The organism is Pseudomonas sp. NIBRBAC000502773, from assembly GCF_006517195.1.
In the GTDB taxonomy this organism is placed as follows: Bacteria; Pseudomonadota; Gammaproteobacteria; order Pseudomonadales; family Pseudomonadaceae; genus Aquipseudomonas; species Aquipseudomonas marginalis.
Genome location: NZ_CP041189.1, coordinates 4,371,272 through 4,395,786 on the forward strand (window position 1 = coordinate 4,371,272; position 24,515 = coordinate 4,395,786).

General features: G+C 60.8%; 24 protein-coding genes and 1 riboswitch. Of the genes, 14 read left to right on the forward strand and 10 right to left on the reverse strand.

The genetic code is table 11. The annotated features are described in order from the left end of the window. Positions 1-52 precede the first annotated feature (52 nt). Complete coding sequence (locus NIBR502773_RS20145; RefSeq protein WP_141156763.1) at positions 53-310, forward strand: hypothetical protein; 258 nt, start codon at positions 53-55, stop codon at positions 308-310. Positions 311-369: 59 nt separating this feature from the next. On the opposite strand, the gene NIBR502773_RS20150 is transcribed toward NIBR502773_RS20145, so the two are convergent. Beyond that, entirely contained in the window at positions 370-1,533 is a 1,164-nt protein-coding gene (locus tag NIBR502773_RS20150; protein ID WP_174556991.1) for a 1-acyl-sn-glycerol-3-phosphate acyltransferase, read from the reverse strand. A 133-nt stretch (positions 1,534-1,666) separates the two neighbouring features. Here NIBR502773_RS20150 and NIBR502773_RS20155 point away from each other — a divergent pair, with 133 nt between their 5' ends. The 4 genes from NIBR502773_RS20155 to NIBR502773_RS20170 all read left to right on the forward strand — a co-directional run bounded on the left by NIBR502773_RS20155 (position 1,667) and on the right by NIBR502773_RS20170 (position 3,748). Continuing rightward, complete coding sequence (locus tag NIBR502773_RS20155; RefSeq protein WP_027604787.1) at positions 1,667-1,849, forward strand: CPXCG motif-containing cysteine-rich protein; 183 nt, start codon at positions 1,667-1,669, stop codon at positions 1,847-1,849. Positions 1,850-1,860: 11 nt separating this feature from the next. After that, positions 1,861-2,121: a putative signal transducing protein gene (locus NIBR502773_RS20160; RefSeq protein ID WP_027604786.1), complete on the forward strand. Its 261-nt coding sequence runs from the start codon at positions 1,861-1,863 to the stop codon at positions 2,119-2,121. 36 nt (positions 2,122-2,157) lie between these two features. Then, positions 2,158-2,778 (forward strand): SOS response-associated peptidase, encoded by a 621-nt coding sequence (locus NIBR502773_RS20165; RefSeq protein WP_141156764.1) that lies wholly within the window; start codon positions 2,158-2,160, stop codon positions 2,776-2,778. Between the two features lie 151 nt (positions 2,779-2,929). Then, positions 2,930-3,748, forward strand: coding sequence for a M48 family metallopeptidase (locus tag NIBR502773_RS20170; RefSeq protein WP_141156765.1), 819 nt, complete (start codon positions 2,930-2,932; stop codon positions 3,746-3,748). 74 nt (positions 3,749-3,822) lie between these two features. On the opposite strand, the gene NIBR502773_RS20175 is transcribed toward NIBR502773_RS20170, so the two are convergent. The 3 genes from NIBR502773_RS20175 to NIBR502773_RS20185 form a co-directional block, all read right to left on the reverse strand. After that, positions 3,823-4,407 carry a TMEM165/GDT1 family protein gene (locus NIBR502773_RS20175; protein WP_005784895.1) on the reverse strand — a complete coding sequence of 195 codons (585 nt, stop codon included), beginning with the start codon at positions 4,405-4,407 and terminating at the stop codon, positions 3,823-3,825. An 89-nt stretch (positions 4,408-4,496) separates the two neighbouring features. Then, positions 4,497-4,616, reverse strand: a riboswitch (yybP-ykoY riboswitch). Positions 4,617-4,667: 51 nt separating this feature from the next. Next, complete coding sequence (locus tag NIBR502773_RS20180) at positions 4,668-5,666, reverse strand: class I SAM-dependent methyltransferase (RefSeq protein ID WP_141156766.1); 999 nt, start codon at positions 5,664-5,666, stop codon at positions 4,668-4,670. Positions 5,667-5,696: 30 nt separating this feature from the next. After that, the gene (locus tag NIBR502773_RS20185) at positions 5,697-6,662 is read right to left on the reverse strand and encodes a 2-hydroxyacid dehydrogenase (protein WP_141156767.1); all 966 of its coding nucleotides are present in this window, start codon (positions 6,660-6,662) and stop codon (positions 5,697-5,699) included. A gap of 84 nt (positions 6,663-6,746) precedes the next feature. Here NIBR502773_RS20185 and NIBR502773_RS20190 point away from each other — a divergent pair, with 84 nt between their 5' ends. From NIBR502773_RS20190 to NIBR502773_RS20210, 5 genes are all read left to right on the forward strand, one after another. After that, positions 6,747-7,379, forward strand: coding sequence for a LysE family translocator (locus NIBR502773_RS20190; RefSeq protein ID WP_065924273.1), 633 nt, complete (start codon positions 6,747-6,749; stop codon positions 7,377-7,379). A 203-nt stretch (positions 7,380-7,582) separates the two neighbouring features. Next, positions 7,583-9,265 (forward strand): fatty acid--CoA ligase, encoded by a 1,683-nt coding sequence (locus NIBR502773_RS20195; protein ID WP_141156768.1) that lies wholly within the window; start codon positions 7,583-7,585, stop codon positions 9,263-9,265. Between the two features lie 330 nt (positions 9,266-9,595). After that, the gene (locus NIBR502773_RS20200; RefSeq protein ID WP_141156769.1) at positions 9,596-11,458 is read left to right on the forward strand and encodes a DUF1302 domain-containing protein; all 1,863 of its coding nucleotides are present in this window, start codon (positions 9,596-9,598) and stop codon (positions 11,456-11,458) included. A gap of 29 nt (positions 11,459-11,487) precedes the next feature. Further along, a complete protein-coding gene (locus tag NIBR502773_RS20205; protein WP_141156770.1) occupies positions 11,488-12,852 on the forward strand; it encodes a DUF1329 domain-containing protein in 1,365 nt (454 codons plus the stop codon). A gap of 241 nt (positions 12,853-13,093) precedes the next feature. Beyond that, positions 13,094-15,823 carry a LuxR C-terminal-related transcriptional regulator gene (locus tag NIBR502773_RS20210; RefSeq protein WP_141156771.1) on the forward strand — a complete coding sequence of 910 codons (2,730 nt, stop codon included), beginning with the start codon at positions 13,094-13,096 and terminating at the stop codon, positions 15,821-15,823. Positions 15,824-15,835: 12 nt separating this feature from the next. Here NIBR502773_RS20210 and NIBR502773_RS20215 read toward each other — a convergent pair whose 3' ends face one another. From NIBR502773_RS20215 to NIBR502773_RS20230, 4 genes are read right to left on the reverse strand one after another with little or no spacing between them, the layout of a single operon-like run. Continuing rightward, the gene (locus NIBR502773_RS20215) at positions 15,836-16,396 is read right to left on the reverse strand and encodes a membrane integrity-associated transporter subunit PqiC (RefSeq protein ID WP_141156772.1); all 561 of its coding nucleotides are present in this window, start codon (positions 16,394-16,396) and stop codon (positions 15,836-15,838) included. 17 nt (positions 16,397-16,413) lie between these two features. Next, entirely contained in the window at positions 16,414-18,069 is a 1,656-nt protein-coding gene (locus tag NIBR502773_RS20220) for an intermembrane transport protein PqiB (protein WP_141156773.1), read from the reverse strand. Continuing rightward, positions 18,050-18,694, reverse strand: a complete 645-nt coding sequence (locus NIBR502773_RS20225; protein WP_141156774.1) for a paraquat-inducible protein A — start codon at positions 18,692-18,694, stop codon at positions 18,050-18,052. The genes NIBR502773_RS20220 and NIBR502773_RS20225 overlap by 20 nt, the downstream gene beginning before the upstream one ends. After that, positions 18,691-19,281 carry a paraquat-inducible protein A gene (locus NIBR502773_RS20230; protein ID WP_115486657.1) on the reverse strand — a complete coding sequence of 197 codons (591 nt, stop codon included), beginning with the start codon at positions 19,279-19,281 and terminating at the stop codon, positions 18,691-18,693. Before NIBR502773_RS20230 ends, NIBR502773_RS20225 begins: the two co-directional genes overlap by 4 nt. A gap of 345 nt (positions 19,282-19,626) precedes the next feature. Here NIBR502773_RS20230 and NIBR502773_RS20235 point away from each other — a divergent pair, with 345 nt between their 5' ends. The 4 genes from NIBR502773_RS20235 to NIBR502773_RS20250 all read left to right on the forward strand — a co-directional run bounded on the left by NIBR502773_RS20235 (position 19,627) and on the right by NIBR502773_RS20250 (position 23,206). Next, positions 19,627-20,658, forward strand: coding sequence for a hypothetical protein (locus NIBR502773_RS20235; protein WP_141156775.1), 1,032 nt, complete (start codon positions 19,627-19,629; stop codon positions 20,656-20,658). After that, on the forward strand, positions 20,637-21,404 hold the full coding sequence (locus NIBR502773_RS20240; RefSeq protein WP_115486659.1) for a hypothetical protein: 768 nt from the start codon (positions 20,637-20,639) through the stop codon (positions 21,402-21,404). Before NIBR502773_RS20235 ends, NIBR502773_RS20240 begins: the two co-directional genes overlap by 22 nt. 169 nt (positions 21,405-21,573) lie before the next feature. Next, positions 21,574-22,218: an MBL fold metallo-hydrolase gene (locus tag NIBR502773_RS20245; RefSeq protein WP_141156776.1), complete on the forward strand. Its 645-nt coding sequence runs from the start codon at positions 21,574-21,576 to the stop codon at positions 22,216-22,218. 214 nt (positions 22,219-22,432) lie between these two features. Then, positions 22,433-23,206: an OmpA family lipoprotein gene (locus NIBR502773_RS20250; RefSeq protein WP_027604771.1), complete on the forward strand. Its 774-nt coding sequence runs from the start codon at positions 22,433-22,435 to the stop codon at positions 23,204-23,206. Between the two features lie 68 nt (positions 23,207-23,274). Here the strand turns inward: NIBR502773_RS20250 and NIBR502773_RS20255 are convergent, their stop codons facing one another. After that, entirely contained in the window at positions 23,275-23,856 is a 582-nt protein-coding gene (locus NIBR502773_RS20255) for a BON domain-containing protein (protein WP_027604770.1), read from the reverse strand. Next, positions 23,853-24,446, reverse strand: a complete 594-nt coding sequence (locus NIBR502773_RS20260) for a phosphoheptose isomerase (RefSeq protein ID WP_007904374.1) — start codon at positions 24,444-24,446, stop codon at positions 23,853-23,855. The genes NIBR502773_RS20255 and NIBR502773_RS20260 overlap by 4 nt, the downstream gene beginning before the upstream one ends. Positions 24,447-24,515: the final 69 nt, after the last annotated feature.

The following is a 24,515-nucleotide window of genomic DNA, read 5'->3' on the forward strand; positions in this document are numbered from 1 at the left end:
TTCAGGTTTGTATCTGAACCGATACCCAGACACTGTTTCATCGAGGTTTGCGATGGCGCTGCCCGCACTATTGATCAATGCCGTGGCTTTATCAGTGGCCTGCCCAGGCGCTGCGCTGTTGTTCATCACTCGCCTGCGCGAGCGACGCGCGATGGCTGAGTTGACTGCGCAAAGTGAAGATCGCGCAATCGACCAGCCCATGCTGTTCCTGGATGTGCGCACCGAGCGGGCGCACCGTGTGGCTTACCGCATCGGGTTCGCCTGCCTTGGACTGGCGCTGGCTATTTCCTGGCTCAGCACCCGAATCTAAAAAACCGCAGAACCAAAGTGGGAGGGGCTTGCCCCCTCCCATATTTTTTTGATCGGTGGTTACAGCGGGATCCCGGCCTTGACCCGATACTGATTGCGCACTGGCGTCGCGTATTGCACCACCAGGAAAGGCCGGTGCTCGGCCGGGCATTCGTTCAAGCGCCGCTCCCACTCCGCCTTCGCCTTGGCCAGTTCATCCGCCGGGAACACGTCGGCTGCCTTCGGCACCTGCAACTGCGGGTCGGCATCGCTCCACTGGGCGTACGCCAGGTAGTGCACCGGGAACAGCCGGTAGCCGCCGAGAATCTGCCGATCCATTTCCACGGCCAGGACCTTGGTGTCTTCGAAACGCTCGGTAATCGGCGGCGCGAAGTTGATATGTACGCGGCCTTTGTAGCCGGTGATGCCCAGGGCAATGCTGACGTCATCCTCGCCTTGCGCCTTGACGTAGGTGCCGGTGGTGGCGCGGATATACAGTTCGCGGGCCTTGGCGGCATCGCACGGGTCGTACTCGTAGCTGATGGACACCGGCGTCAGGTTGAGTGACTGGATCACCTCGGCAAACGGCTCGTCCTTGCGGCTGACATGGAACATCTTGAGGATCGCCGACTCGGTACGGTCATCCCCGTCCTTGGCGCGGCCTTCGGCCTGGGCGATCCAGATCGACTGGCAGTCGTTGCGGATCGAATGGTTGATATAGGCCGACAGCAGGTTGAACGCCGCCATCTTCTCCTTTCGCCCGGTGATCGAACGGTGCACGATGAAGCTCTTGTTCAGACGCATCAGGTCACTGACAAACGGCTTTTGCAGCAGGTTGTCGCCGATGGCGATGCGTGGCGTCGGCAGGCCGGCGTGGTACACGGCATAGTTGACGAAGGCCGGGTCCATCACGATGTCGCGGTGGTTGGCCAGGAACAGGTAGGCGGTGCCGGATTTGAGCTGTTCGACGCCGGTGTAGGTCACGCCGTCGGTCGCCCGGTCAATGGTGTGGTCGACGTAATACTCGACTTTGTCCTGAAGCGTGGCCACGGTGGTGACACCGGCGAACTCGCGGCGCAGTTTGCGCGCGATCATCGGCTTGAGCAGCCAGCCCAGGGCGCCGGCAAAGCGCGGGAAGCGGAAGTGGGTCAGGATGTCCAGAAAGGCCTTGTCACTGAACAGCCGGGCCAGCACTGCCGGGACTTCGCTGTCGTTGTAAGGTCGGATGGTATCGAATTCGCCCATCATGCTCTCTTGTTAGAAACGGCTAGGGTAAGTAAAGGAAATGCCAGGGTGCGGTCCGGGCAATTGGCCCGGCCGGAAAATAGCCCTGTAAATAGACCGGCGATTATACGCACAAGTCACCTGGGAGACTGCGATGCTGGAAACTGCGCTGTACGATTGTCCTTATTGTGGTGAAGCGGTAGAGACCGCGGTGGATTTATCCGGCGGTGATCAGACCTACATCGAGGACTGTCAGGTGTGTTGCCGACCGATCATTTTCAACCTGCAGGTCCATGGTGAAGAGTGGATGCTCGAAACCCGCAGTGAAAACGAATAACAGGTACGCCCATGCAGCGAATCTACGAACCGGAAAACCTGATGGAAGGCGAGTTGCTGCAGCAAATGCTCGCCAGCGAGGGCATCGAGGCGCACCTGGTAGGGCGCCATTTGCTCGGCGGCACGGGGGAGTTGCCGATCTTCGGCCTGCTGGGGCTGGAAGTGGACAACGACCGGGCGGCTGAAGCCCGCGAGCTGATTACCGCCTATATCGGTGCGCAACCCCTGCCCGGTGATGAACCCGACAGCTTTCCCGACGTATTGGTCTGTTAGGCTGTCGGTCGGTTTACCCAAGAGTCGTGTTGCCCCATGTGTGGACGTTATGCCCTGTTTCGCTGGAACCCTACCTTTGCTGCCCTGCCGGGCTTTCCGGCCGACCAGCAGGCCCAGTGGAACATTTCCCCGAATGATTCGGTGCTGATCCAGCGCCTCAATGACGGCCAGCGCACCCTGGCACGGGCGCGCTGGGGCCTGACGCCGCCCTGGCTGACTGACCTTTCCCGCACCCCGGCCCATGCCCGTGCCGAAACCCTGGCCGAGCAACCGATGTTTCGCGAAGCGTTTCGCCAGCGTCGTTGCCTGCTGCCCGCCAACGGCTTTTACGAATGGCGCGGCACCCAGCGCAAGCGTCCGTACTGGCTGACGCCGGGGGAGGGCTCGACCCTGTTTTTTGCCGCGATCTGGGAGGCGTACCCGGTGCAGGAGCAGGTGTGGCTGAGTACGGCAGTGGTGACCCAGGCCGCCCAGAGTCAGCGCCGGCCGTTGATTCTGGACACGGCGGGGCAGGCCGCCTGGCTCGATCCCGAGACGCCCTTGCATGTGTTGCAAGGCTTGCTGGCCAGTGAGCCGGTCCCATTGCGCGAGCGAGTCCTGGCCAACATGGTCAATGATCCCAAGCTCAACGGGCCGGAGTGCCTGACCCCGGCCTGAGCCTGAGGCCGGTTGCTCACTGAAGTTGCCGGGCGTGTGAGATGTGTCCGAAATTCATCGGTTACACGTCTGTTGTATCTGGCGCCGATACAAATGAGCGCCTACGATACGCGCCATGTTTTCAGGGCGTCTTTTCAGGGAGAGTGTATTGATGAAGAAATCATTGGTCGTAAGTGTATTGGCGGCAGGCGTGTTGCTGGCCGGGTGTCAGTCGGTCAACACCACCAGCGGCGGCGCCGTTGGGGTTGAGCGCAAGCAATATATGTTCAGCATGCTGTCGAGCCAGGAAGTCGACCAGATGTACGCCCAGTCCTACCAGCAGACCCTGGGCGAGGCCAGCAGCAAAGGCCAGTTGGACAAGACCAGTGCCAATGCCAAGCGTGTGCAGGCGATCGCCAATCGACTGATCGCCCAGGCGCCGACCTTCCGCCCGGATGCGGCGCAGTGGAAGTGGGAAGTGAACCTGATCAAGAGCGATGAGATGAACGCCAACTGCGGGCCTGGCGGCAAGATCTTCGTGTACAGCGCGTTGATCGACAACCTCAAGCTCACCGATGATGAACTCGCCGCGGTGATGGGCCATGAAATCGCCCACGCCTTGCGTGAGCACGGCCGCGAAGCCATGTCCAAGGCCTACGGCATCGAGATGGCCAAGCAGGGCGCCGGCGCGTTGTTCGGCCTGGGCCAGGACGGCCTGGCGCTGGCCGATACCGTGGCCAACTACGGCATGACCTTGCCCAACAGCCGCAGCAATGAAAACGAAGCGGACCTGATCGGCCTGGAACTGGCGGCCCGCGCCGGCTACAACCCGAACGCGGCGATCACGCTGTGGAACAAGATGGCCAAGGCTTCGGAAGGCGCGCCGCCGGAGTTCATGAGCACTCACCCGGCCTCCGACAGCCGGATCGCCTCGTTGCAGGCGGCGATTCCGAAGGTGATGCCGCTCTACCAGCAGGCCAAGAAGTCCTAAGACTTCAACGACAAGTAGCAAGCTTCAAGCTGCAGGAAAAAGCACTGCTTTTTCCTGCAACTTGAAGCTTGCAGCTAGATCCAGCCACTGCTCTGCATGGCCTTGTACACCGCCACAATCGCCAGGACAAAGAACGCCGTTGCCGCCAATCGGCGAATCAACGTCAGTGGCAATTTCTCCGCCGCGAAATTCCCCGCCAGAACCACCGGTACGTTGGCAATCAACATGCCCAGGGTGGTGCCGATAATCACCAGCCACAGTTCCGGGTATTGCGCCGCCAGCATCACCGTGGCGATCTGGGTCTTGTCCCCGATTTCCGCGAGGAAGAAGGCAATCAGCGTGGTCAGGAACGGCCCGAACTTGCGGGTCGTGCTGGCTTCGTCATCGTCGAGTTTGTCTGGCACCAGGGTCCACAGCGCGGTGGCGCAGAAGCTGGCCGCGAGAATCCAGTGCAATACCGCATCCGAGAAGAAACTCCCGAACCAGGCCCCCACGGCACCGGCGGCCGCATGGTTGGCCAGGGTCGCAGCGACGATGCCGGCGATGATCGGCCAGGGTTTGCGAAAGCGTGCGGCAAGGATGAGCGCGAGCAGTTGCGTCTTGTCGCCGATTTCGGCCAAGGCAACGATTGCGGTAGGAACGAGCAATGAATCCAGCATCAGGTAGGTTTCCAGGGGCGGGTCGACACGGCTATGACACGTACAGCCTTCCCGCCCCGGGTAAGGTGTGCGTGTCATAGGTCTTGTCAAACCCCGGTCCGTCTGTGCGGACTCCTGGGTCGCATACGCCATGGCCTGTTGACCAAGTATGTTGACGTATGCCGGACGAGCGTGGCGCTCGTGGGAGACTACTCCCCTAGGACGGAGCGGATTCTGCCTAGGCAAAATCCATTCGGCAAGCGTTCTTTTTCAAACGGCCATCAGCCGCGCTTGGCACGGTAGATGCGAAAACCATTGCCTTCGGCCTTGACCGCACACACGCCCAGATGCTCTTCGATCAACGGCTGGTACTTCAGGAAGCTGTTAGCCACCAGGCGAAGTTCGCCACCTTTTGCCAGGTGTTTCGCTGCTTTTCGCAGCAGGTTCTCTGTGGCGAAATAGTCGGTGTGCACGCCGACATGGAACGGCGGGTTGCTCAAAATCGCGTTCAAACCCATCGGCGCGGCGTCGATGCCGTCACCGGTCAGTACCTCGGCTTCCAGCCCGTTGGCGGCCAGGGTCAGGCGGCTGCTGGCGGCGGCGAAGGCGTCCACGTCCAGCATCGTTACGCTGTTGTGCGGGTAGCGACGTTTGACCGCCGCCCCCAACACACCGGCGCCGCAACCGAAGTCGAGCAAATGGCCGCTCGGCAATTTGTCCAAGTGCTCCAGCAACAGCTCGGTACCGCGATCCAGACGGCCGTGGCTGAATACACCCGGCAGGCTCACCACCTTGAGCGGGCCTTCGGCCAGCGGCACATCGAACACCTGCGCCAGGCTTTCCAGCTCGACCGCTTGCGGGGCGTTGGCCACGGTGATTTGCCACAGTTGGCAATGCCGCGCGTTGTCGAGCTTGCGCGGTTTGCCATACGGCGCCATCTGCTTGGCGGCGCTTTCGATACCGCCTTTTTTCTCCCCCACCAGGAATAGTTCGGCGTCGGGCAGTCGCGCTGCCACGGCATTGAGGAGGTAATCGGTGAGGTCCTTGGATTTGGGCAGGAAGATCACCGCCGCATCGAACCCGCGCTCGGGCGCATTCACCCCAAAGTGGCTGCGCTCCGGGAAGCGCGCGTCGAGCGCCGCCTGGTCGCCGGCATGCCAGCACCAGCCGTGGGCGTTGGGCAGGCGACCCAGCAGGTCGTCGGCGGGCAGGCCCACCAGCAGCAGGTTGCCTTGAAAAAGTTCGGCCTGACGAAGCAGTACTTCACTGCGCGGATCCATGGTCTGCTCCTTGAAAAGGGGCGCAGTTTATCAACTGACGACGCGCAGCGGGGCGCCGCTGAAAAAGCCCCGGGCGTTTTCCGCCAGTTGGCCGACGATACGCTGCCGCGCTTCGCGACTGCCCCAGGCGTTGTGGGGTGTGACGATCAGTCGAGGAATATCGCCGGCCAGCAATGGGTTGCCATTGACCGGGGGCTCAACACTCAGCACATCGGTCGCCGCGCCGCCCAGGTGGCCGCCGCGCAAGGCATCGGCCAGGGCCTGCTCGTTGATCAAGCCACCGCGCGCGGTGTTGACGATAAACGCGCCGGGCTTGAGCAGCGCCAATTCACGGGCGCCGATAAAGTCACGGGTGTGTTCATTGAGCGGGCAGTGCAAGGTGAGTGCGTCCACCTGCGCCAGCAGTTCATCCAGGGGCACGCGGTTGGTACGGGCAGGGCGCCCGGGGATCGCGCCGAGTAGCACGCGCATGCCGAAGGCTTCGGCCAGGCGCGCCACGGCACTGCCCAACTCGCCATGGCCCAGCAGGCCGAGGGTCTTGCCTTCCAGCTCGACAATCGGGTGGTCCAGCAGGCAGAACTGCTTGGCCTCTTGCCATTTGCCGGCGCTCACATCGCGTTGATAGTCCTTCAAACGCGTCGCCAGGTTGAGCAACAGCATGATCGTGTGCTGCGCCACCGACGGTGTGCCGTAGCCCTGGCAGTTGCTCACGGTGATGCCATGGGCGCGGGCGGCTTCCAGGTCAATGTTGTTGGTGCCGGTGGCCGATACCAGGATCAACTTGAGTTCCGGGCAGGCCCCCAGGGTCTCGCTGTTGAGCGGGATTTTGTTACTGATCGCCACCTGCGCGCCTTGCAGGCGCTCGACCACATTCTGCGGTGTGGTGCCCGTCAACAACTGCAAGTCGCTGAAGCGGCCGTGCAACTCGCTGAGGTCGAGGTCGCCCAGATCCAGGGACGGGTGATCAAGGAAGACGGCGCGGCGATTGTTCGTCATCAACTGTACCTTTTGCGACAGGGTTCGAAGGCGTAATCTGCCGAGCCTATCAGATGAAATAATCCGTTACTTAATGGAGTGAGTATGTACGCCGCCGAGTTTTTGACCGTAGCCCTGATTCACCTGTTGGCGGTGGCCAGCCCCGGCCCGGATTTCGCGGTGGTGGTGCGCGAGAGCGTGACCCACGGCCGCCGCGCTGGAACCTGGACCGCGTTGGGCGTGGGCTCGGCGATTTTCCTGCACGTGGGCTATTCGTTGCTCGGCATCGGCCTGATCGTGTCCCAGTCCATCGTGTTGTTCAACGCACTGAAATGGGCCGCCGCCGCCTACCTGCTGTACATCGGCTTCAAGGCCCTGCGCGCCAAACCGGCCAAGCCTGCCGTCGAGGGCGAGTTGCACCGCGAAGCGGGCGAGCGCACCCCGCGCGGCGCGTTTACCGCAGGCTTCGTCACCAACGGCCTGAACCCCAAGGCGACGTTGTTCTTCCTGTCGCTGTTCACCGTGGTGATCAACCCGCACACACCGCTGGCGATCCAGGCCGGCTACGGCGTGTACCTGGCGGTGGCGACGGCGTTGTGGTTCTGCCTGGTGGCGATGTTGTTCAGCCAGCAGCGCGTGCGCGCCGGGTTTGCGCGGATGGGGCATTGGTTTGATCGGACCATGGGAGCGGTGTTGATTGCGATTGGGGTGAAGTTGGCGTTTACCAGCGCGAAATAAACGCTGTTCTCAAGTAAACACAATCCAGTGTGGGAGGGAGCAAGCCCCCTCCCACATTTGACCTCCATTGTCCCTGAATAATGGCTCAAAGCTAGCATTCCCCAGCCTCTGCAAATCATTCCTTTGGCTGATTTGTCTGACACATAACGTCTCTACAGTGCAGGTCTTCAAGCCAAGACCGTGCAGTCATAAAAGGGATTCGTATGTTGCAGACCCGTGTTATTCCGCCCGCCGAAGGTGCGTATCAATACCCGCTGTTGATCAAGCGCCTGTTGATGTCCGGTACCCGTTACGAGAAGACCCGGGAAATCGTCTACCGCGACAAGCTGCGCTACACCTACCCGACCTTGATCGAGCGCGTTGCGCGCCTGGCCAACGTGCTCACCGCAGCCGGGGTCAAGGCCGGTGACACCGTGGCGGTGATGGATTGGGACAGTCATCGTTACCTGGAATGCATGTTCGCCATCCCGATGATCGGTGCGGTGATCCACACCATCAATGTGCGCCTGTCGCCGGAACAGATTCTCTACACCATGAACCACGCCGAGGACCGCTTCGTGCTGGTCAACAGCGAGTTCGTGGGGCTCTACCAGGCCATTGCCGGGCAGCTCACCACCGTCGACAAGACGCTGCTGCTCACCGACGGCGAAGCCAAGACCGCCGAGTTGCCCAACCTGGTCGGTGAGTATGAAACCCTGCTGGCCGCCGCCAGCCCGAAGTACGATTTCCAGGACTTCGACGAACACTCCGTCGCCACCACCTTCTACACCACCGGTACCACCGGCAACCCCAAGGGCGTGTACTTCACCCATCGCCAGCTGGTGCTGCACACCATCGGCGTGGCGACCATCATGGGCAGCGTCGATAGTGTGCGCCTGCTGGGCACCAACGACGTGTACATGCCGATCACGCCGATGTTCCACGTGCATGCCTGGGGCCTGCCGTATGTGGCGACCATGCTTGGCCTGAAGCAGGTCTACCCCGGCCGCTACGACCCGGAATACCTGGTGGAGCTGTGGCGCAAGGAGAAGGTCACCTTTTCCCACTGCGTGCCGACCATCCTGCAAATGGTGCTCAACGCCAAGGCTGCCCAAGGCGTCGATTTTGGCGGCTGGAAAATCGTCATCGGCGGCAGTGCGCTCAACCGCACGCTGTATGAGGCGGCAAAGGCCCGTGGGATTCAGCTCACCGCCGCGTACGGCATGTCCGAGACCGGCCCGCTGGTGTCCTGCGCCCACCTCAACGAGGAGCTGATGGCCGGCACCGAGGACGAGCGCATCAGCTACCGCATCAAGGCCGGCGTGCCCGGGCCGTTGGTGGAAGCGGCGATCATGGACTCCGAGGGCAATTTCCTGCCTGCCGACGGCGAGTCCCAGGGTGAGTTGGTGCTGCGCGCGCCGTGGCTGACCGAGGGGTATTACAACGAGCCGCAGAAGGGCGCCGAGCTGTGGGCGGGTGGCTGGATGCACACCGGCGACGTGGCCACCCTCGATGCATTTGGGGTGATCGATATCCGCGATCGCATCAAGGACGTGATCAAGACCGGCGGCGAGTGGATCTCCTCCCTGGCCCTCGAAGACCTGGTCAGCCGTCACCCGGCGGTACGCGAAGTAGCGGTGGTGGGCATCGCCGACCCGCAGTGGGGCGAGCGCCCGTTTGCGTTGCTGGTGGTGCGTGATGGCCATGAGATTGGGGCCCGCGAGCTCAAGGAACACCTCAAGCCTTTTGTCGAACTGGGCCATTTGAGCAAGTGGGCGATTCCGAGCCAGATCGCCGTTGTTACGGAAATTCCCAAGACCAGTGTCGGCAAGCTCGACAAAAAACGTATCCGTATTGACATCATTGAATGGCAGGCCAACAACAGCACCTTCCTGTCCACCCTCTGAGCTGATTTGCCGTGCCCTTGTGGCACGGCGATGCTCTATCTCGCGCCTTCACTTGTGATTTGCCAATTTTCAGCCATTCTTGCCGCGTCGGCCTTCGCCGACATGGCGAAAGGGCTGTGGCAGACGGGTTGGTGATGCAAATCACACTTTAGAGGGATCAAGCGGTACCCCCTGCTGGCTATAGTCCCACCCAGAGTTTTTCAAGGATGCATCGCTTCGGGCCATGGAGGTTCAGTTGCCAGGCGGCATTGGAATCGTTGTATTCCGGCCGTTACAAGCATCACAGAACAAACTCACTGCCATAACAATAATGCACATGGAGTAGCGTCGATGACCTCAGTAAACCAGTTCTGGCGCCGGGCAAGACTGCCCCTGGCCGTCAGTCTCGCTTCTACGCTCGCCGGGCCCGCATTCGGCGTCAGTTTCAATATCGGTGAAATCGAAGGGAGTTTTGACTCGTCGCTGTCTGTGGGGGCGAGCTGGTCGACGGCCAAGCCGAACCAGGATCTGATCGGTGCCAACAACGGTGGCAAAGGTCTGTCCCAGACCTCCGATGATGGGCACTTGAACTTCAAGCGCGGTGAAACGTTCTCGAAGATCTTCAAGGGCATCCATGACCTGGAATTGAAATACGGCGACACCGGCGTATTCGTGCGCGGCAAGTACTGGTATGACTTCGAACTCAAGGACGAAAGCCGTGAGTTCAAGGACATCAGCGATAACAATCGCAAGGAAGGCGCCAAGTCTTCCGGCGGGCAGATTCTCGACGCCTTCGTCTATCACAACTATGCCATTGCCGATCAGCCGGGCAGCGTGCGGTTCGGTAAGCAGGTGGTGAGTTGGGGCGAAAGTACCTTCATCGGCGGTGGTATCAACTCCATCAACCCGATTGACGTGTCTGCGTTTCGTCGTCCGGGTGCGGAAATCAAGGAAGGCTTGATTCCGGTCAACATGTTCTATGTGTCGCAAACCTTGACCGATAACCTGTCGGCAGAAGCGTTCTATCAACTGGAATGGGACCAGACCGTCACGGACAACTGTGGGACGTTCTTCTCGCAGCCAGATATCGTGTCCGATGGCTGCAAAGACAACTTGAGGGTGTTGAATAAACGCTCCGCTGTGCCGGCGCAGTTCTTGCCCGCGTTGGCAGCCCGTGGAGTTGATATCAACAATGAAGGTGTCCTGGTAAAACGCGGCCCTGATCGTGACGCGCGTGACAGCGGTCAATGGGGTGCAGCGATGCACTACAACTTCGAGCCGCTCGACACCGAGTTCGGCGCGTATTTCATGAACTACCATAGTCGAGCGCCGATTTTCAGCGCGCAGGGTGCTTCTCGGGCTGCATTCGCCAGTGCGGCGCAAGTCGGGCAATTGGCGCCGTTGGTAGTAGCAGGTAACTCCAACTACTTCATCGAATACCCGGAAGATATCCGTCTGTATGGTTTGAGCTTTTCCACCACCTTGCCTACAGGGACGGCCTGGAGCGGTGAGTTGAGCTATCGCCCGAACGCTCCTGTGCAGTTGAACTCCACCGACATTCTGTTTGCAGGCGTGAAGCCTCTTGGTGGTCCGGTGCTGGGAAATGCCTCGTTGCTTAACGGGGCTCCAGGCCAGGATTTGCATGGCTATCGTCGTAAGGAAGTCAGCCAGTTCCAAACCACGTTTACCCATTTCTTCGACCAGGTCATGGGCGCCAGCCGTCTGACGCTGGTGGGCGAAGTCGGCGTGACCCACGTGGGAGGCCTGGAAAGCAAGTCGGACGTGCGCTATGGCCGTGACCCTGTTTTTGGTCCAGGCACGCTGCCGAACAATGCCTGTAACGCATTGAACACCTCAACCGCACAAGGGGCCGGGCTGGCCAACGCCAACGGCCTGAGCACCAACTGCAACAATGATGGTTTCACCACTGCCACTTCCTGGGGCTATCGCGGTCGGGCTATCTGGGAGTACCCGGACGTCTTCGCGGGTGTGAACCTCAAGCCAAACGTGGCCTGGTCCCATGACGTCAAGGGCTATGCTCCTGGCCCTGGCGCCAACTTCGAAGAGGGCCGTAAAGCCGTCAGCCTGGGTCTGGATGCCGAATACCAGAACACCTACACCGCCAGCCTGGCTTACACCAACTTCTTTGGTGGCGAGTTCACTACGGTGAATGACCGCGACTTCGTCGCCCTGAGCTTCGGCGCCAACTTCTAAGCACACTGTATTTTCAGGAAGACCAGAACATGAAAATAACCAAAAGTCTGTTGCACGTGGGTGTGCTTGGGCTGTCGATCCTGGCGAGCAATGTCATGGCGGCAGTGTCGGCGGATGAAGCCGCCAAGCTGGGCACGACGCTGACGCCGATGGGTGCGGAAATGGCCGGTAATGCGGCCGGCACCATCCCGAAATGGTCGCCAATGCCTACCAACGCCGGTGCCGTCGACGCCCGTGGGTTCCTAGCCAACCCGTACGCCAGCGAACAACCGCAGTTCACCATCACCGCGCAGAACGTCGAGCAGTACAAGGACAAGCTGGCACCGGGGCAGTACGCGATGTTCAAGCGTTACCCGGAAACCTTCAAGATGCCGGTCTATCCGACCCATCGCGGCGCTACCGTACCGGCCGATGTGTTCGCCTCCATCAAGAAGAACGCCACCACCACCAACCTGGTGTCTGGCGGCAACGGCCTGGAAAACTTCGAAACCGCCATACCGTTCCCGATCCCGAAAAGCGGCGTGGAAGTCATCTGGAACCACATCACCCGTTATCGCGGTGGCAGCGTGACCCGCCTGGTGACCCAGGCCACGCCGCAAACCAACGGCTCCTACAGCCTGGTGTACTTCCGCGATCAGTTCGTGTTCCGCGACAAGATGAAGGACTTCGACCCGAAGAACCCGGGTAACGTGCTGTTCTACTTCAAGCAGCAAGTGACCGCCCCGGCACGTCTGGCCGGTGGTGTGCTGCTGGTGCACGAAACCCTGGACCAGGTGAAGGAGCCGCGTTCGGCGTGGGTCTACAACGCCGGCCAGCGCCGCGTGCGCCGGGCACCGCAAGTGTCCTATGACGGGCCGGGTACCGCCGCCGACGGCTTGCGTACCTCCGACAACCTCGACATGTACAACGGTGCGCCGGACCGCTACGACTGGAAACTGGAAGGCAAGAAGGAAATCTACATCGCCTCCAACAGCTACAAGATCGACGATCCGAAGCTCAAGTACGCCGACATCATCAAGGCCGGCCACATCAACCAGGACCTGGCACGCTACGAGCTGCGCCGTGTCTGGCACGTGGTCGCGACCTTGAAGGAAGGCCAGCGCCACATCTACGCCAAGCGTGACTTCTACATCGACGAAGACACCTGGCAAGCCGCAGTGATCGACCACTACGACGGCCGTGGCCAACTGTGGCGTGTCGCCGAAGCCCATGCCGAGAACTACTACGACAAGCAAGTGCCGTGGTACGCCCTGGAAACCCTCTACGACCTCCAGTCCGGCCGCTACCTGGCCCTGGGCATGAAGAACGAAGAAAAGCAGGCCTATGACTTCGGCTTCACCGCCACTACCAGCGACTTCACCCCGGCGGCCCTGCGCCAGGACGGTGTTCGCTAAGCTGCACGAGTAACTCAAGGTGGGAGGGGGCTTGCCCCCGATAGCGATGTGACAGTCAGCGCAGCATTGACTGATCCGCCTCTATCGGGAGCAAGCCCCCTTCCACTTTTTGTTTGCAGCGATATTTCTTGTCTCAGTTCTTTTTCAGGCAAATGTTGCAAAGATCTACAAACCCACCGCTTTTACCGCTAGTCTGCGGACATCTGCAATGCCGACAACAGCCTTCTACAAGAGCCCGGCGATGACTGATCTGTCCCGAATCCAAGGGCCTGCCAGCCGGGTAATCCCGACCCTGGAAGGTCGCTTCTACAGGCCTCCGCTGCCTGATGGCTACGTGCTGCGCCCGCGCCTGTGTGAACGGCTGGGCGCCGGCCTGGAGGGGCGGTTGCTGCTGGTCTGCGCACCGGCCGGGTTCGGCAAGAGTTCGTTGGCGGTGGAGTTCTGCCAGGGCCTGCCGGCTCACTGGCACAGCCTGTGGCTGGGCCTGAGCCCACGAGACAGCGACCCGGGGCGTTTTCTTGAGCGCCTGCTCGAAGGGTTGCAGCACTACTTCCCGGCACTCGGCGCCCAATCCCTGGGCTTGCTGAAAATGCGCCAGCGTCACCAACCCTTTGCGTTTGAAGAGTGGCTCGACGGCCTGCTCGATGAGCTGACCGTTCACCTGTCCACCCGTGCGCCATTGTTGCTGGTGCTGGATGACTACCATCTGGCCCAGGGACCGGTGCTGGACCGTTGCCTGCAATTCTTCCTCAACCATTTGCCCGATGGCCTGGTGGTGCTGGTCACCAGCCGCCAGCGCCCGGACTGGCATCTGGCGCGATTGCGGTTGTCACGGCATTTGCTGGAGTTGCACGAGCAAGACCTGCGCCTGACCCATGCCGAATCCCAGGCGTTACTGGATCGCCACAGCAGTTCCTTGAGTGGTGAAGCCCTCGACAACCTCATCCGCCGCAGCGAAGGCTGGGTGGCCGGCCTGCGCTTTTGGCTGCTGGCGGCTTCCGAAGCCGGCAGCGAGGACGCCTTGCCGCAAAGCCTGCACGGTGGGGAAGGGCTGATCCGCGACTACCTGCTGGAAGAAGTGATCGACTGCCTGCCACCCGAAGTGCAGGCGTTCCTGTTCGACACCGCGCCCCAGGAGCGTTTTTGCAGTGAGTTGTGCGATGCCGTGCGCGAAGCCCATGACAGCGCCGAGATCCTGCGTTACCTGCAAGCCCATCAGGTGTTCCTGGTGCCCTTGGATGAGCAGGGGCACTGGTACCGTTATCACCATTTGTTCTCCGACCTGCTGCGCACCCGCCGCGCGAGCAGCAATGTATTGCCGGCCGCCAGCCTGCATCTGCGCGCGTGCCGTTGGTTCAACGCCCAGGGTTTGATCGACGAGGCGGTGGAGCAGGCATTGCGCGCCGGGCACCTCGACGTGGCGGCCAACCTGGTGCAGAACCTGTCCGAAGAACAACTGCTGGCCGAGCAGAATGTCGGCATGTTGCTGCGCTGGAAAATGGACTTGCCCGACAGCCTGCTGATCAGTACGCCGCGCCTGATTGTGCTGTACAGCTGGGCATTGGCACTGGCCTGCCAGTTGGATGCGGCGCAGGAGCTGTCCGCGTACCTCAGTCGCTTCCTGCCGGCGCCGTCTGCCACCGCGCAAAAGTCGATGCTGGCCCAATGGCTGGCGCTGAGCGGGATTATCGCCCGCGGTCGCGGCGACCGTGAATTGACGCAGCGCTATTGCAGCGAGGCGTTGGACAGCCTGCCGCAACGGCGTTACGGCCAGCGCCTGGTGTGCCTGTCGACCCTGTCCAACCTGGCCATTGCCGATGGCGATTTGTGGCGCGCCCGTGGCCTGAACCGCGAATCCCTGGAACTGGCGCAGCGCGTCGGCAACCCGCTGTTCGAAGCCCTGGCCCATTACGACCGTGCACGGGTGCTGCAGGCCCGTGGCGAAATCCTGCGCGCCCTCGACGAGGTGCGCCAGGGCCAGCAGCGCCTGCACGGCCTGGCACCGCAACGACTGTATGCGGTGCGTGCGCGACTGTCGCTCTACGAAGGCTATTTGCTGTTGATGCGCAACCAGCCCGAAGCCGGCATTGCCCTCCTGCGCGCAGGCCTGGCCGAGGCGCGGGCCTGCCGCGATATCAGCGTGCTGATCGGCCATTGCGTGATTGCCAGCTTCGAAGGGCGGCGCCATGACTTTCCCAAAGCCTTCGCCGAACTCGCCGAAGCCGAGCGCCTGATGCATATCTGGGATGTGCCGCCGATCTACTACCTGGCGATGATTACCCTGATCAAATGCGAACTGTGGCTGGCCCAGGGGCGCACCGATCTCGCGGATGCCTGGCTGACGCGCCTGGGGCAGACTTACCACGGGGAACAGGCCGCCGCTGCACCGGAATTCCACCTGCACTTGCCGCAACATATCGGGCTGCAACAAGCCGCCCTCGATGCCGTGCGCCATCAGCCCCAGGCGGCGCTGGAGCGGCTCGAAGCACTGGCGCAACAGGCCCGCAACAGCGGGCGCCAGATGATTGCCCTGATGGCGCTGACCCAGCAGGCCCAGTTGCTGCTCGAGTGCGGCCAGGAAGCCAGGGCGCGGCCGGTGCTGGCCCAGGCGCTTGAGGCGGGCGCCGGGGGCGCGTTACAGCCGTTCCAGCGCTTGTTGGACGGGCATCCGGACTGGATGCGTGAGCAATTGGGCAAAGACCCGCAAGGTGTGTTGCACCAGAGCCTGCTCGCGCTTCTCCCGGCGGTCGTGACGCCCGAGGTCACGACTGGCCACGAAACCCTGAGCACGCGCGAGCTGGCGGTCCTGCAACTGATCGCCCAAGGCTGCTCCAACCAGGAAATCAGCAACCAGCTGTTTATCTCCCTGCACACCGTCAAGACCCACGCCAGCCACATCAACAGCAAACTTGGGGTGGAGCGACGCACCCAAGCCGTGGCGCGCGCCAAGGCCATGGGCTTGCTGGCGTAAGTGCCGGTCGGTTTACGGTGCTGTCGGGCACTGGCCGGCTGACCGGTCGACCACCTGGCTGACCTGCGCGGCAAAGCGCTTGAGATTGTTTTGATGGGCGAGCACCACGTTGTCGATGCTCGGCCCGGCGGGCGACTGCAACGTGGTCCGGCAGGTCAGCGGTGGGCGCTCGGTGCCACCGGCCGGGCGCAGGCGCCATTTGACGTCGAGCAATGCGTATTGGCCGGGCACGGAGTCAAAGCGCTGCACTTCAAGACGCAACAACATCGATTGTCGAGGGTTGCTGCTGGCCAGTTGGTCCACCAGCGCACTCCTCAGCTCATCCGCGAGGCTCGCGGCCCACCACTGGGTTTCCAGGATCGCCACGCCACTATCGCCCTGGCGGATCACAATCTGCGGTCGGTCGACCTGGGGGGGAACGGTGATGCTTTCAATCCGGATGCTGCCTGCGTCGGCTCCCGTGGCCGTATTCCAGTGCGCCGGTGTCAGCGTATGAAAGGTAATCGGCGTACTGCTGCACGCCGCCAGCAACAGCAGCATACCGACCACTGTGATTTTCAACGGAAACGTCATGGCGTTTGCTCCAGGGGTCATTTGCGCGGTGGTCCTTGCAGGTCCAGGGGCGCGGCGTTGTCGGGGCGGCCGCGAATCAGCGATTCCGGGTGACGGCCCAGGTAGTCCGACAGTTCGCGCAGGGAACGCGACATGCGCCCCAGTTCATCCAGGGTCTGGGTCAGTTGCTCGCGCTGCGGTGAATCCTCGGCCAGGGTCGAACTGGCCGATTGCAGCGTCTTGCTCACGTCAGCGAGGGTGTTTTGCACGCCGGGCAGGGTCTTGGCATTGAATTGGGTCAGGCCTTTGCGCAGCTCGACCAGGTTGCTGTCGAGGTTGCCGGCAATGCGTTCGATCGGCAGTTGGTTGATCTTGTTGACGATGCTCTCGAGTTTTTCCTGCAGCTGCTCGAGGTTGCCGGGAATGGTTGGAATGCTGACCGGGCGCAGGCTGGGGTCAAATTTGACCTTCTCGGCTTTCGGGTAGAAGTCCAGCGCGATGTATAACTGGCCGGTTAGCAAGTTGCCACTGCGTGCCTGGGCGCGCAGGCCATTTTCGATGAACGAGCCGATCAGCCGTACGCCGGCGGCCTCATCGTTGGGGTCATGGTTCATGACCTTGAGCAGTTTGGTGTGGGCCTGCCCGAGCAACTGTGGATAGATCACGATACCGACGTTGAGTGGGAAGCTGCGTTTACTGGCATCGAAGTCCAGGTTGATCGACACCACCTTGCCAAACTCGACGCCGAGGAACTCCACCGGCGCCCCGACCTTGAGCCCGCGCAATGCCTGGTCGAATCGCAGGGCCATGTATTGCCCCTCGCCATTGGGTGGGGCGAGGGCGCTGTCCTGGTCGTCGAAGAGCTCAAAGGTACGTGCTTCGTCGGCCGGTTTGTCGTTGGGGCTGTACGGCGGCGCCCGAAAGGCGATGCCGCCGACCAGCATGGACGAAAGCGATTCGGTCTTCAGCGCGAAGCCATTGGCGCCGACGCTCAGGTCAACCCCGCTGGCATTCCAGAAACGCGTGTTTTCGGTGACATAGGCATCATTGGGCGCATGCACGAACACCTCGACATTGACACCCTTGCCTTCGGCATCCAACTCGTAGGCCACCACCTGGCCGACCTCGATTTTGCGGTAGTACACCGGTGAGCCGATATCCAGCGAACCAAGGGTCTGCGTGTGCAGCGTGAAACGCTTGCCAGGCTCGCCGTAGGTGATGGGCGGCGGGTTTTCCAGGCCTTTAAACTGCTTGGCACGGGTCTCCGATTGGCCGATGTCGGCACCGATGTAGTCGCCGGAGAGCAGGGTGTCGATGCCGGATACGCCGCCGGCGCCGATACGCGGGCGCACCACCCAGAACTGCGAATCGGCGCGGGTGAAACTTTCGGCCTGCTTGGCCAGTTGAACCGTGGCGTTGACGCTCTTCTGGTCGTCACTCAAGGCGACGTCGGTCACCTGGCCGATCACCACGTTGCGGTACTTGACCTCGGTTTTGTTCGCGGTCAGACCGCTGCCGGTCTTGAAATTGAGGGTGATGGTCGGGCCCTGCTGGAGGACGCTGTGTACCACCAGCGAAATCCCCACCAACACCGCGACGATCGGCACGATCCACACCAGCGAAACGCTGAAGCGCCGTGTCTTGATCGCAGGCGATCCTGGGGGTTGCGGGGTGTCAGTGGGATGTGACGGCATCCGCGGTCTCCTTGTTGTGTGGGGTTTCCCAGATCAGCCTCGGGTCGAAGCTCATGGCGGCCAGCATGGTAAACACCACCACCAGGCCGAAAAACAGGATACCCAGGCGCGGCTCGATGGTGCCCAGGGCCTGGAACTTCACCAGTGCGGCCACCAGCGCGACCACGATGACATCCAGCATCGACCAGTAGCCAATCAGTTCGACGAAGCGGAACAGCTTCGAACGTTCCTTGCGTGCCCAAAGGCTATTGCGCTGCACGGTGACCAGCAGCAGGGCCAGGGACACAAACTTGATGCCGGGCACTGCGATGCTGGCGATGAAAATAATCAGCGCGATGTCCCACGCGCCGTGCTGCCAGAACTCCAGCACCCCGCTCATGATGGTGCTGTCCGCCCCCGAGCCGAGCATGGTGGTGTTCATCACCGGCAGGAGATTGGCCGGCACATAGAACGCCAGCGCGGTGAGCATGTAGGCCCAGGTGCGTGTCAGGGAACTGACCTTGCGCCGGTGCAAGGGCGCGCCGCAGCGCTCGCATTCGGTCGGCCCGGCGCGCAGGTCGCAGGACAATCCGCAACTGTGACAGAGGCACAGGCCGAGCTCGCTGGCCGTCGGCGGTGTGCTCATACGCTGTCCCACAGGTCGCGCACATCACGCCCGGCAATGCGGATCAGCAACAGGCTGAGCACGGCCAGGGCAAACAGGCCGGTGCCGGGGATCACATCAAGCATGCCGGCCAGCTTGAACACCGCCACCATTGCCCCGAGCAGGCACACCTCCAGCATGCTCCAGGGCCTGAGTGCCTCCAGCCAACGCATGCACAATCGGAACGCCGGTGAGCGCTTGCCCGCGAGGGCGAAACTCAAGACCCACATCAGCAGCAGCAACTGGAACACCGGCGCGATGATGATGGAAATGGCCGCCACCAACGCGATAAACGTGATCGGCCCCAGGCTCAGCGCTACCACCGAGTCCCATAGCGTGGCGCTGCTTTTCAGGCCTTGCAGGCTGATACTCATCACGGGATAGAAATTGGCGAACGTCCACAGCACCGCCGCCGTCAGCGTCAGGGCGAGACGCTGTTGCACGGTCAGGCCGTTGTAGCGCTGGAGCACGCCTGCGCAACGTATGCAGTGGGCTTTTTGATGTCTGGCGAGCGTGACTTTTTCGTACACGCAGTCGCAGTGCTCGCAGATGATCAGTTGATTCGCCATGGGGATCGCTCCAACGCGGCACGGTGGCGGGGGCCTGGGTTGTTTTTCGATGGCGTGGGCAAGCTTAGCAGTCGCTGCTCTTCAGGTCTGGCACCGCGTCAACCATACTGTGTGGAATATGCCATAGCGCCCGCAGGAGCATCGATGAATATTGAAAAAGCCACGCTGATCCGCGAAACCTTCCCGGTCGGCCCGTTGCAGTGCAACTGCAATGACGAGTGACTGGCCTTCACGTTGATCTACAGAGGACCGGGTGGGTAATCCTCCTGCAGTGTTAACCACTTTTTTGACTTGTTAATCGTCATGGTTTACGGTGTGAAAAAGTGGTTAACAAGGTGGCGTGAAATGCCGGTTTTACTGGATGATATTAAGGGTTACCTCGAATCCACTGTGGGCTTGGAGGTGCACCTTCAAGCAGCCTCAGGCCTGAAGGTTCCCTTTCATATCAACGATGCCTACAAACTCGTCTATCTGGCCCTTGTGGTCGGGCCGAAGGCGAAACAAACGCTCCCGATGCTCCTACTGCTTCCAGTGGAAAATAAGTACCCGGGAGCCGTAACGCTTGGGAAGCACATCGCTCAGGTACAAAAAAACACGGACAAGGTGGTTGTGTACGTATGCCAGTCACTGTCGGTGCCGGAGCGGCGTAGCCTGATCGCCAACCACATCAATTTCATCCAGCCTGGCTATCAGATGTTCATCCCGGAGTTGGCGATGGACCTGCGCGAGAGCGTTCGGACGCGCCGAAACGAGGAAGACGTTTCAGCCCTGCTTCCTGCTGCACAAGCGATGGTCTTGGCTCGCCTGTATGAGGGATGGGACAGCGATACGATCTTCAACTCCAACGGCATCATGAACGGTTTCAAATACAGCCGCGTCACACTTGCCAAAGTGATCGATCAGTTACTGAAGCTGGGTATCGTCCATCCTGCACAAAGTCAGGGGTTCAAAAATTGCTATTCGTTCGCTGCACCTCCGGCCAGTGTCTTCAAAAATGTTCGCCCCTTTATGCGCTCTCCCGTTAAACGGAAGGTTGCGATCGACCGAGTGCTTCACACAGGCGGCGGCGTATTTCTCGCCGGCGAGACCGCTCTGGCCAAATGCACGATGCTGGCGGGTCCCATACAACCGGTTTTTGGAATGACCAAAAAGCAGTTCGACGACATGGTCCAGGAACTGGCATTCAAGGTAACCGACTCGGTTGATGAGATCCGGGCATGGGTGGAGATATGGTCTTATCGAAGCCTAAAGGAAGGAAAAAACATCGCAGATGAGGCGTCATTGCTTCTGAGCTTGGAAAACGTCCCGGACGAACGTGTCCAGTTGGCTTTAGACGAACTTAAGGAGGCAGTGACTTGGCTGAAATCAGAGGACTAGATGTATTCGGACAACACTTCAGCGATTTTCGTGATCAGTATGTGCTGATTGGCGGTGTTGCCTCCTGGCTCACGATGGATGCGGCGGGTCAATCGTTCCGCGCAACCAAGGATCTCGATATCGTGCTGGTTATCGAAGCGCTCAATGCCGAGTTTGCCGGGGCGTTCTGGGCTTTCATACGTGCCGGACGGTACGCCATCCGGCAGGTTGGTGGGATTGACGGTCAGCGGCCTGTTTTCTATCGGTTCCAGCACCCCGAGGACGAGGCCTATCCCGTCCAGATCGAATTGTTCTCGCGTGCTCCCGAGGGTGTCGCGCTCCCAGCGGACGCCACGCTGACCCCTATTCCTACAGACGAATCGGTATCAAGCCTGTCCGCCATCTTGCTCGATGACCCCTACTATCATTTCCTCCTTGAGGGCCGGCAGCGCAATGACGTTCTGACCTTCATCGGTGCCGACCGGCTGATCCCACTCAAGGCGCACGCTTGGCTCAATTTGTCAGCGCGAAAGGAGGCTGGCGAACAGGTCGATAGCAAGAACCTCAAAAAACATCGAAATGATGTACTGAATCTGAGCGGCCAATTGACGGATGACCCCGTCGACCTGCCAGAAAGCATTCAGGCCGACATGAGGGCGTTTCTGGCGCTCTTGGCGAACGAAGAGATCGATCTCAAGGCCATCGGACTGAAAGGCGCCATGGGGGACTATATCGAGCGTCTTACATTGAGCTTCGGCTTACAGTAGCCAATCCAATAGGAACACATTCTGAAAAACTGTCAGCCAACGATCATGACCGCGAGCACATGAACGCATTCCTCGGGCATGCGCTCAATGCTTACAAAGCAGCTGACATCACTCGTCATCGCTTTTCACACAGTGCCAAAAATGTGCCATTAACTTTACAGGAGCACCCATGGAAGCCGAAAAGCCCACGCTGATCCGCGAAACCTTCCCGGTCGGCCCGTTGCAGTGCAACTGCACGATCATTGGCGACCCCATCACCAAAAAGGCCATCGTGGTCGACCCGGGTGGCAACCATGAACTGATCCTGGCGCGCCTCGATGCCCTGGGCCTGAAAGTGGTGAGCATCATCCACACCCATGCCCATCTCGATCACTTCCTGGCCTCGGGGCAATTGAAGGAAAAGACCGGTGCAACCCTGCACCTGCACAAGGAAGACCAGTTTCTCTGGGACAACCTGGAGATGCAGTGCCAGATGTTTGGTGTGCCCTACACGCCGGTGCCGTCGCCGGATCGCTGGCTGGCCGATGATGAGGAGTTGGCCTGTGGGTGCGGTGTGGCGCTGCATACACCGGGGCACACGCCAGGCTCGATGAGCTTCTGGTTTGCCGATGCCAAGCTGCTGATTGCCGGGGACACGCTGTTTCGGCGCGGTGTTGGACGTACGGACTTGTGGGGCGGGGACCAGGCGACGATCGTGCGTTCGATCAAGCAACGGCTCTACACGCTGGACGAGGGCGCGACGGTGGTGACCGGCCATGGCCCGGACACGCGCCTGGGTGACGAGATGCGTGAAAACCCGTTTGTGCGGGCGTGAAGCAATGGTTCGAACGGCAATCCGCTGTAGCAAAAACTCAGGCCGCGTTCAGCATGTGTCTGCTACGGTTTATGTAGCAACGCAAGCCCCGAATGTTTTGTTACAGCTCGGGGCGCGCCCACGGAATTTTTACCGTTTGTCGCGTTCCAAACTCGGCACGGGTCCATTGCCAATGTCCTTTGCACCACAGAATGCAAAAGTAGGAGCTCCCTTCATGTTCACTCCGCGTCGTCTGCTTGTTGTCGCTACCGCCGTAGCCCTGTTGTCCGGCTGCGCTTCACCTAATCCTTATGGCGGTGGCAGCCAGGGACAGGCGAATAATGAATCCAGCGGTATGAGCAAGACCGCCAAGTACGGTGGCCTGGGTGCCCTGGCCGGTGCACTGGCGGGTGCTGCCATCGACCATAACAACCGTGGCAAGGGCGCGCTGATCGGCGCAGTGGTTGCGGGTGCCGGCGCCGCGGGTTACGGCTACTACGCCGACCAGCAGGAAAAGAAACTGCGTGAGAGCATGGCCAACACCGGGGTTGAAGTTCAGCGCCAGGGCGACCAGATCAAGCTGATCATGCCGGGTAACATCACCTTCGCCACCAACTCCGACGCGATCTCCAGCAGCTTCTACCAGCCGCTGAACAACCTGGCCAACTCCCTCAAGCAGTTCAACCAGAACACTATCCAGATCGTCGGCTACACCGACAGTACCGGCAGCCGCCAGTTGAACATGGACCTGTCCCAGCGCCGTGCCCAGAGCGTGGCCAACTACCTGACGTCCCAAGGCGTCAACGGTGCGAACCTCAGCGCACGCGGTGCCGGCCCGGATAACCCGATTGCCAGCAACGCCGACGTGAACGGTCGTGCGCAGAACCGTCGCGTTGAAGTTAACCTCGGCCCGATCCCCGGCCAGCAGTACGGCCAACCTGGCGCGCAGCAGCAAGCGCCGCAGCAGAACAACCAGTTCCAGGGCAACCCGTACCAGCAATACCAATAAACGCTGACCACTAAAAAGGGCGCCATGCAGTGAATGCATGGCGCCCTTTTTTATGGCTGTCGCTTACATCAATCGATGTACTCGAACACCTTGACGATCTTCTGTACGCCGGACACGCCCTGCACCAGGTTGGCTGCGCGCGTGGCTTCCGCCTGGGTCAGCAGGCCCATCAGGTAGACGATGCCGTTATCGGTGACCACTTTGATCCGCGAGCCGGGAATCGCGTTGTCGGTCAGCATCTGCGCCTTGATCTTGGTCGTCAGCAGGGCATCGTTGCTGATGGCCAGCAGGGTGATCGGGTCCATGACCTGCAATTCGTTGTGGACCTTCTTGACCCGCTGTACGGCCGATGCCGCCTGTTCGGCCTGGGCCTTGAGGTCGGCGCGTGGCGTTTGGCCTGCGAGCAGTACCACGCCGTTGAAGCTGGTCACGACGATGCGTGAAGCACCGTTGCCCAGGTCCGTGGCGGCTTTGGCAATGTTGACTTCGACCTTGGTTTCGATCAGCGAGTCATCAATCTTGCTGCCGAAGGTGCGGGTGCCCTTGTCATCCTGAATAGGGGTGTCACGTGTCGCAGTGATTGCCGTGCTGCAGCCGCTGATGCCGAGGCACAACGTAATGGCCAAAAGGCCGAGGCGGTTAACGGTCATTCTTCACTCCCAAACAGTTGGCTGTCGATCAGATCGCACAGGCAATGGATCGCCAGCAGGTGGACTTCCTGAATACGTGCGGTGACATTGGCCGGGACGCGAATCTCCACATCTTCGGGCAGCAGCAGCGAGGCCATGCCGCCGCCGTCGCGTCCGGTCAATGCTACGACAATCATTTCGCGATCATGTGCGGCCTGGATCGCTTGAATAATATTCGCCGAGTTGCCGCTGGTGGAGATCGCCAGCAGCACATCGCCTGGTTGGCCCAGGGCGCGGATCTGCTTGGAGAAGATTTCGTTGTAGCTGTAGTCGTTGGCGATCGAGGTGATCGTCGACGAATCGGTGGTCAAGGCGATGGCCGGCAGGCTCGGGCGCTCACGTTCGAAGCGGTTGAGCAGTTCGGACGAAAAATGCTGGGCATCGCCGGCCGAACCGCCGTTGCCGCACGAAAGCATTTTGCCTTCGTTGAGCAAGGCATTGACCATGACCTGACTGGCTTGCTCGATGTGCGGTGCAAGTACGTCCATCGCCTGTTGCTTGGTGTCGATGCTGGCCTGGAAAAGCTGGCGAATTCTGGATTGCATGTCCATCTGTGTGACCTTAAGTAGCGCGGCTGTTTGGCACAGGAATGTGCAGCCCGCAAAGCAAAGAGCAAAAGT

Excerpts from the sequence above, each read along its gene's own strand:
- NIBR502773_RS20145 (WP_141156763.1), top strand. The coding sequence starts at position 53 with ATGGCGCTGCCCGCACTATTGATCAATGCCGTGGCTTTATCAGTGGCC.
- NIBR502773_RS20150 (WP_174556991.1), bottom strand. The coding sequence starts at position 1,533 with ATGGGCGAATTCGATACCATCCGACCTTACAACGACAGCGAAGTCCCG.
- NIBR502773_RS20155 (WP_027604787.1), top strand. The coding sequence starts at position 1,667 with ATGCTGGAAACTGCGCTGTACGATTGTCCTTATTGTGGTGAAGCGGTA.
- NIBR502773_RS20160 (WP_027604786.1), top strand. The coding sequence starts at position 1,861 with ATGCAGCGAATCTACGAACCGGAAAACCTGATGGAAGGCGAGTTGCTG.
- NIBR502773_RS20165 (WP_141156764.1), top strand. The coding sequence starts at position 2,158 with ATGTGTGGACGTTATGCCCTGTTTCGCTGGAACCCTACCTTTGCTGCC.
- NIBR502773_RS20170 (WP_141156765.1), top strand. The coding sequence starts at position 2,930 with ATGAAGAAATCATTGGTCGTAAGTGTATTGGCGGCAGGCGTGTTGCTG.
- NIBR502773_RS20175 (WP_005784895.1), bottom strand. The coding sequence starts at position 4,407 with ATGCTGGATTCATTGCTCGTTCCTACCGCAATCGTTGCCTTGGCCGAA.
- NIBR502773_RS20180 (WP_141156766.1), bottom strand. The coding sequence starts at position 5,666 with ATGGATCCGCGCAGTGAAGTACTGCTTCGTCAGGCCGAACTTTTTCAA.
- NIBR502773_RS20185 (WP_141156767.1), bottom strand. The coding sequence starts at position 6,662 with ATGACGAACAATCGCCGCGCCGTCTTCCTTGATCACCCGTCCCTGGAT.
- NIBR502773_RS20190 (WP_065924273.1), top strand. The coding sequence starts at position 6,747 with ATGTACGCCGCCGAGTTTTTGACCGTAGCCCTGATTCACCTGTTGGCG.
- NIBR502773_RS20195 (WP_141156768.1), top strand. The coding sequence starts at position 7,583 with ATGTTGCAGACCCGTGTTATTCCGCCCGCCGAAGGTGCGTATCAATAC.
- NIBR502773_RS20200 (WP_141156769.1), top strand. The coding sequence starts at position 9,596 with ATGACCTCAGTAAACCAGTTCTGGCGCCGGGCAAGACTGCCCCTGGCC.
- NIBR502773_RS20205 (WP_141156770.1), top strand. The coding sequence starts at position 11,488 with ATGAAAATAACCAAAAGTCTGTTGCACGTGGGTGTGCTTGGGCTGTCG.
- NIBR502773_RS20210 (WP_141156771.1), top strand. The coding sequence starts at position 13,094 with ATGACTGATCTGTCCCGAATCCAAGGGCCTGCCAGCCGGGTAATCCCG.
- NIBR502773_RS20215 (WP_141156772.1), bottom strand. The coding sequence starts at position 16,396 with ATGACGTTTCCGTTGAAAATCACAGTGGTCGGTATGCTGCTGTTGCTG.
- NIBR502773_RS20220 (WP_141156773.1), bottom strand. The coding sequence starts at position 18,069 with ATGCCGTCACATCCCACTGACACCCCGCAACCCCCAGGATCGCCTGCG.
- NIBR502773_RS20225 (WP_141156774.1), bottom strand. The coding sequence starts at position 18,694 with ATGAGCACACCGCCGACGGCCAGCGAGCTCGGCCTGTGCCTCTGTCAC.
- NIBR502773_RS20230 (WP_115486657.1), bottom strand. The coding sequence starts at position 19,281 with ATGGCGAATCAACTGATCATCTGCGAGCACTGCGACTGCGTGTACGAA.
- NIBR502773_RS20235 (WP_141156775.1), top strand. The coding sequence starts at position 19,627 with ATGCCGGTTTTACTGGATGATATTAAGGGTTACCTCGAATCCACTGTG.
- NIBR502773_RS20245 (WP_141156776.1), top strand. The coding sequence starts at position 21,574 with ATGGAAGCCGAAAAGCCCACGCTGATCCGCGAAACCTTCCCGGTCGGC.
- NIBR502773_RS20250 (WP_027604771.1), top strand. The coding sequence starts at position 22,433 with ATGTTCACTCCGCGTCGTCTGCTTGTTGTCGCTACCGCCGTAGCCCTG.
- NIBR502773_RS20255 (WP_027604770.1), bottom strand. The coding sequence starts at position 23,856 with ATGACCGTTAACCGCCTCGGCCTTTTGGCCATTACGTTGTGCCTCGGC.
- NIBR502773_RS20260 (WP_007904374.1), bottom strand. The coding sequence starts at position 24,446 with ATGGACATGCAATCCAGAATTCGCCAGCTTTTCCAGGCCAGCATCGAC.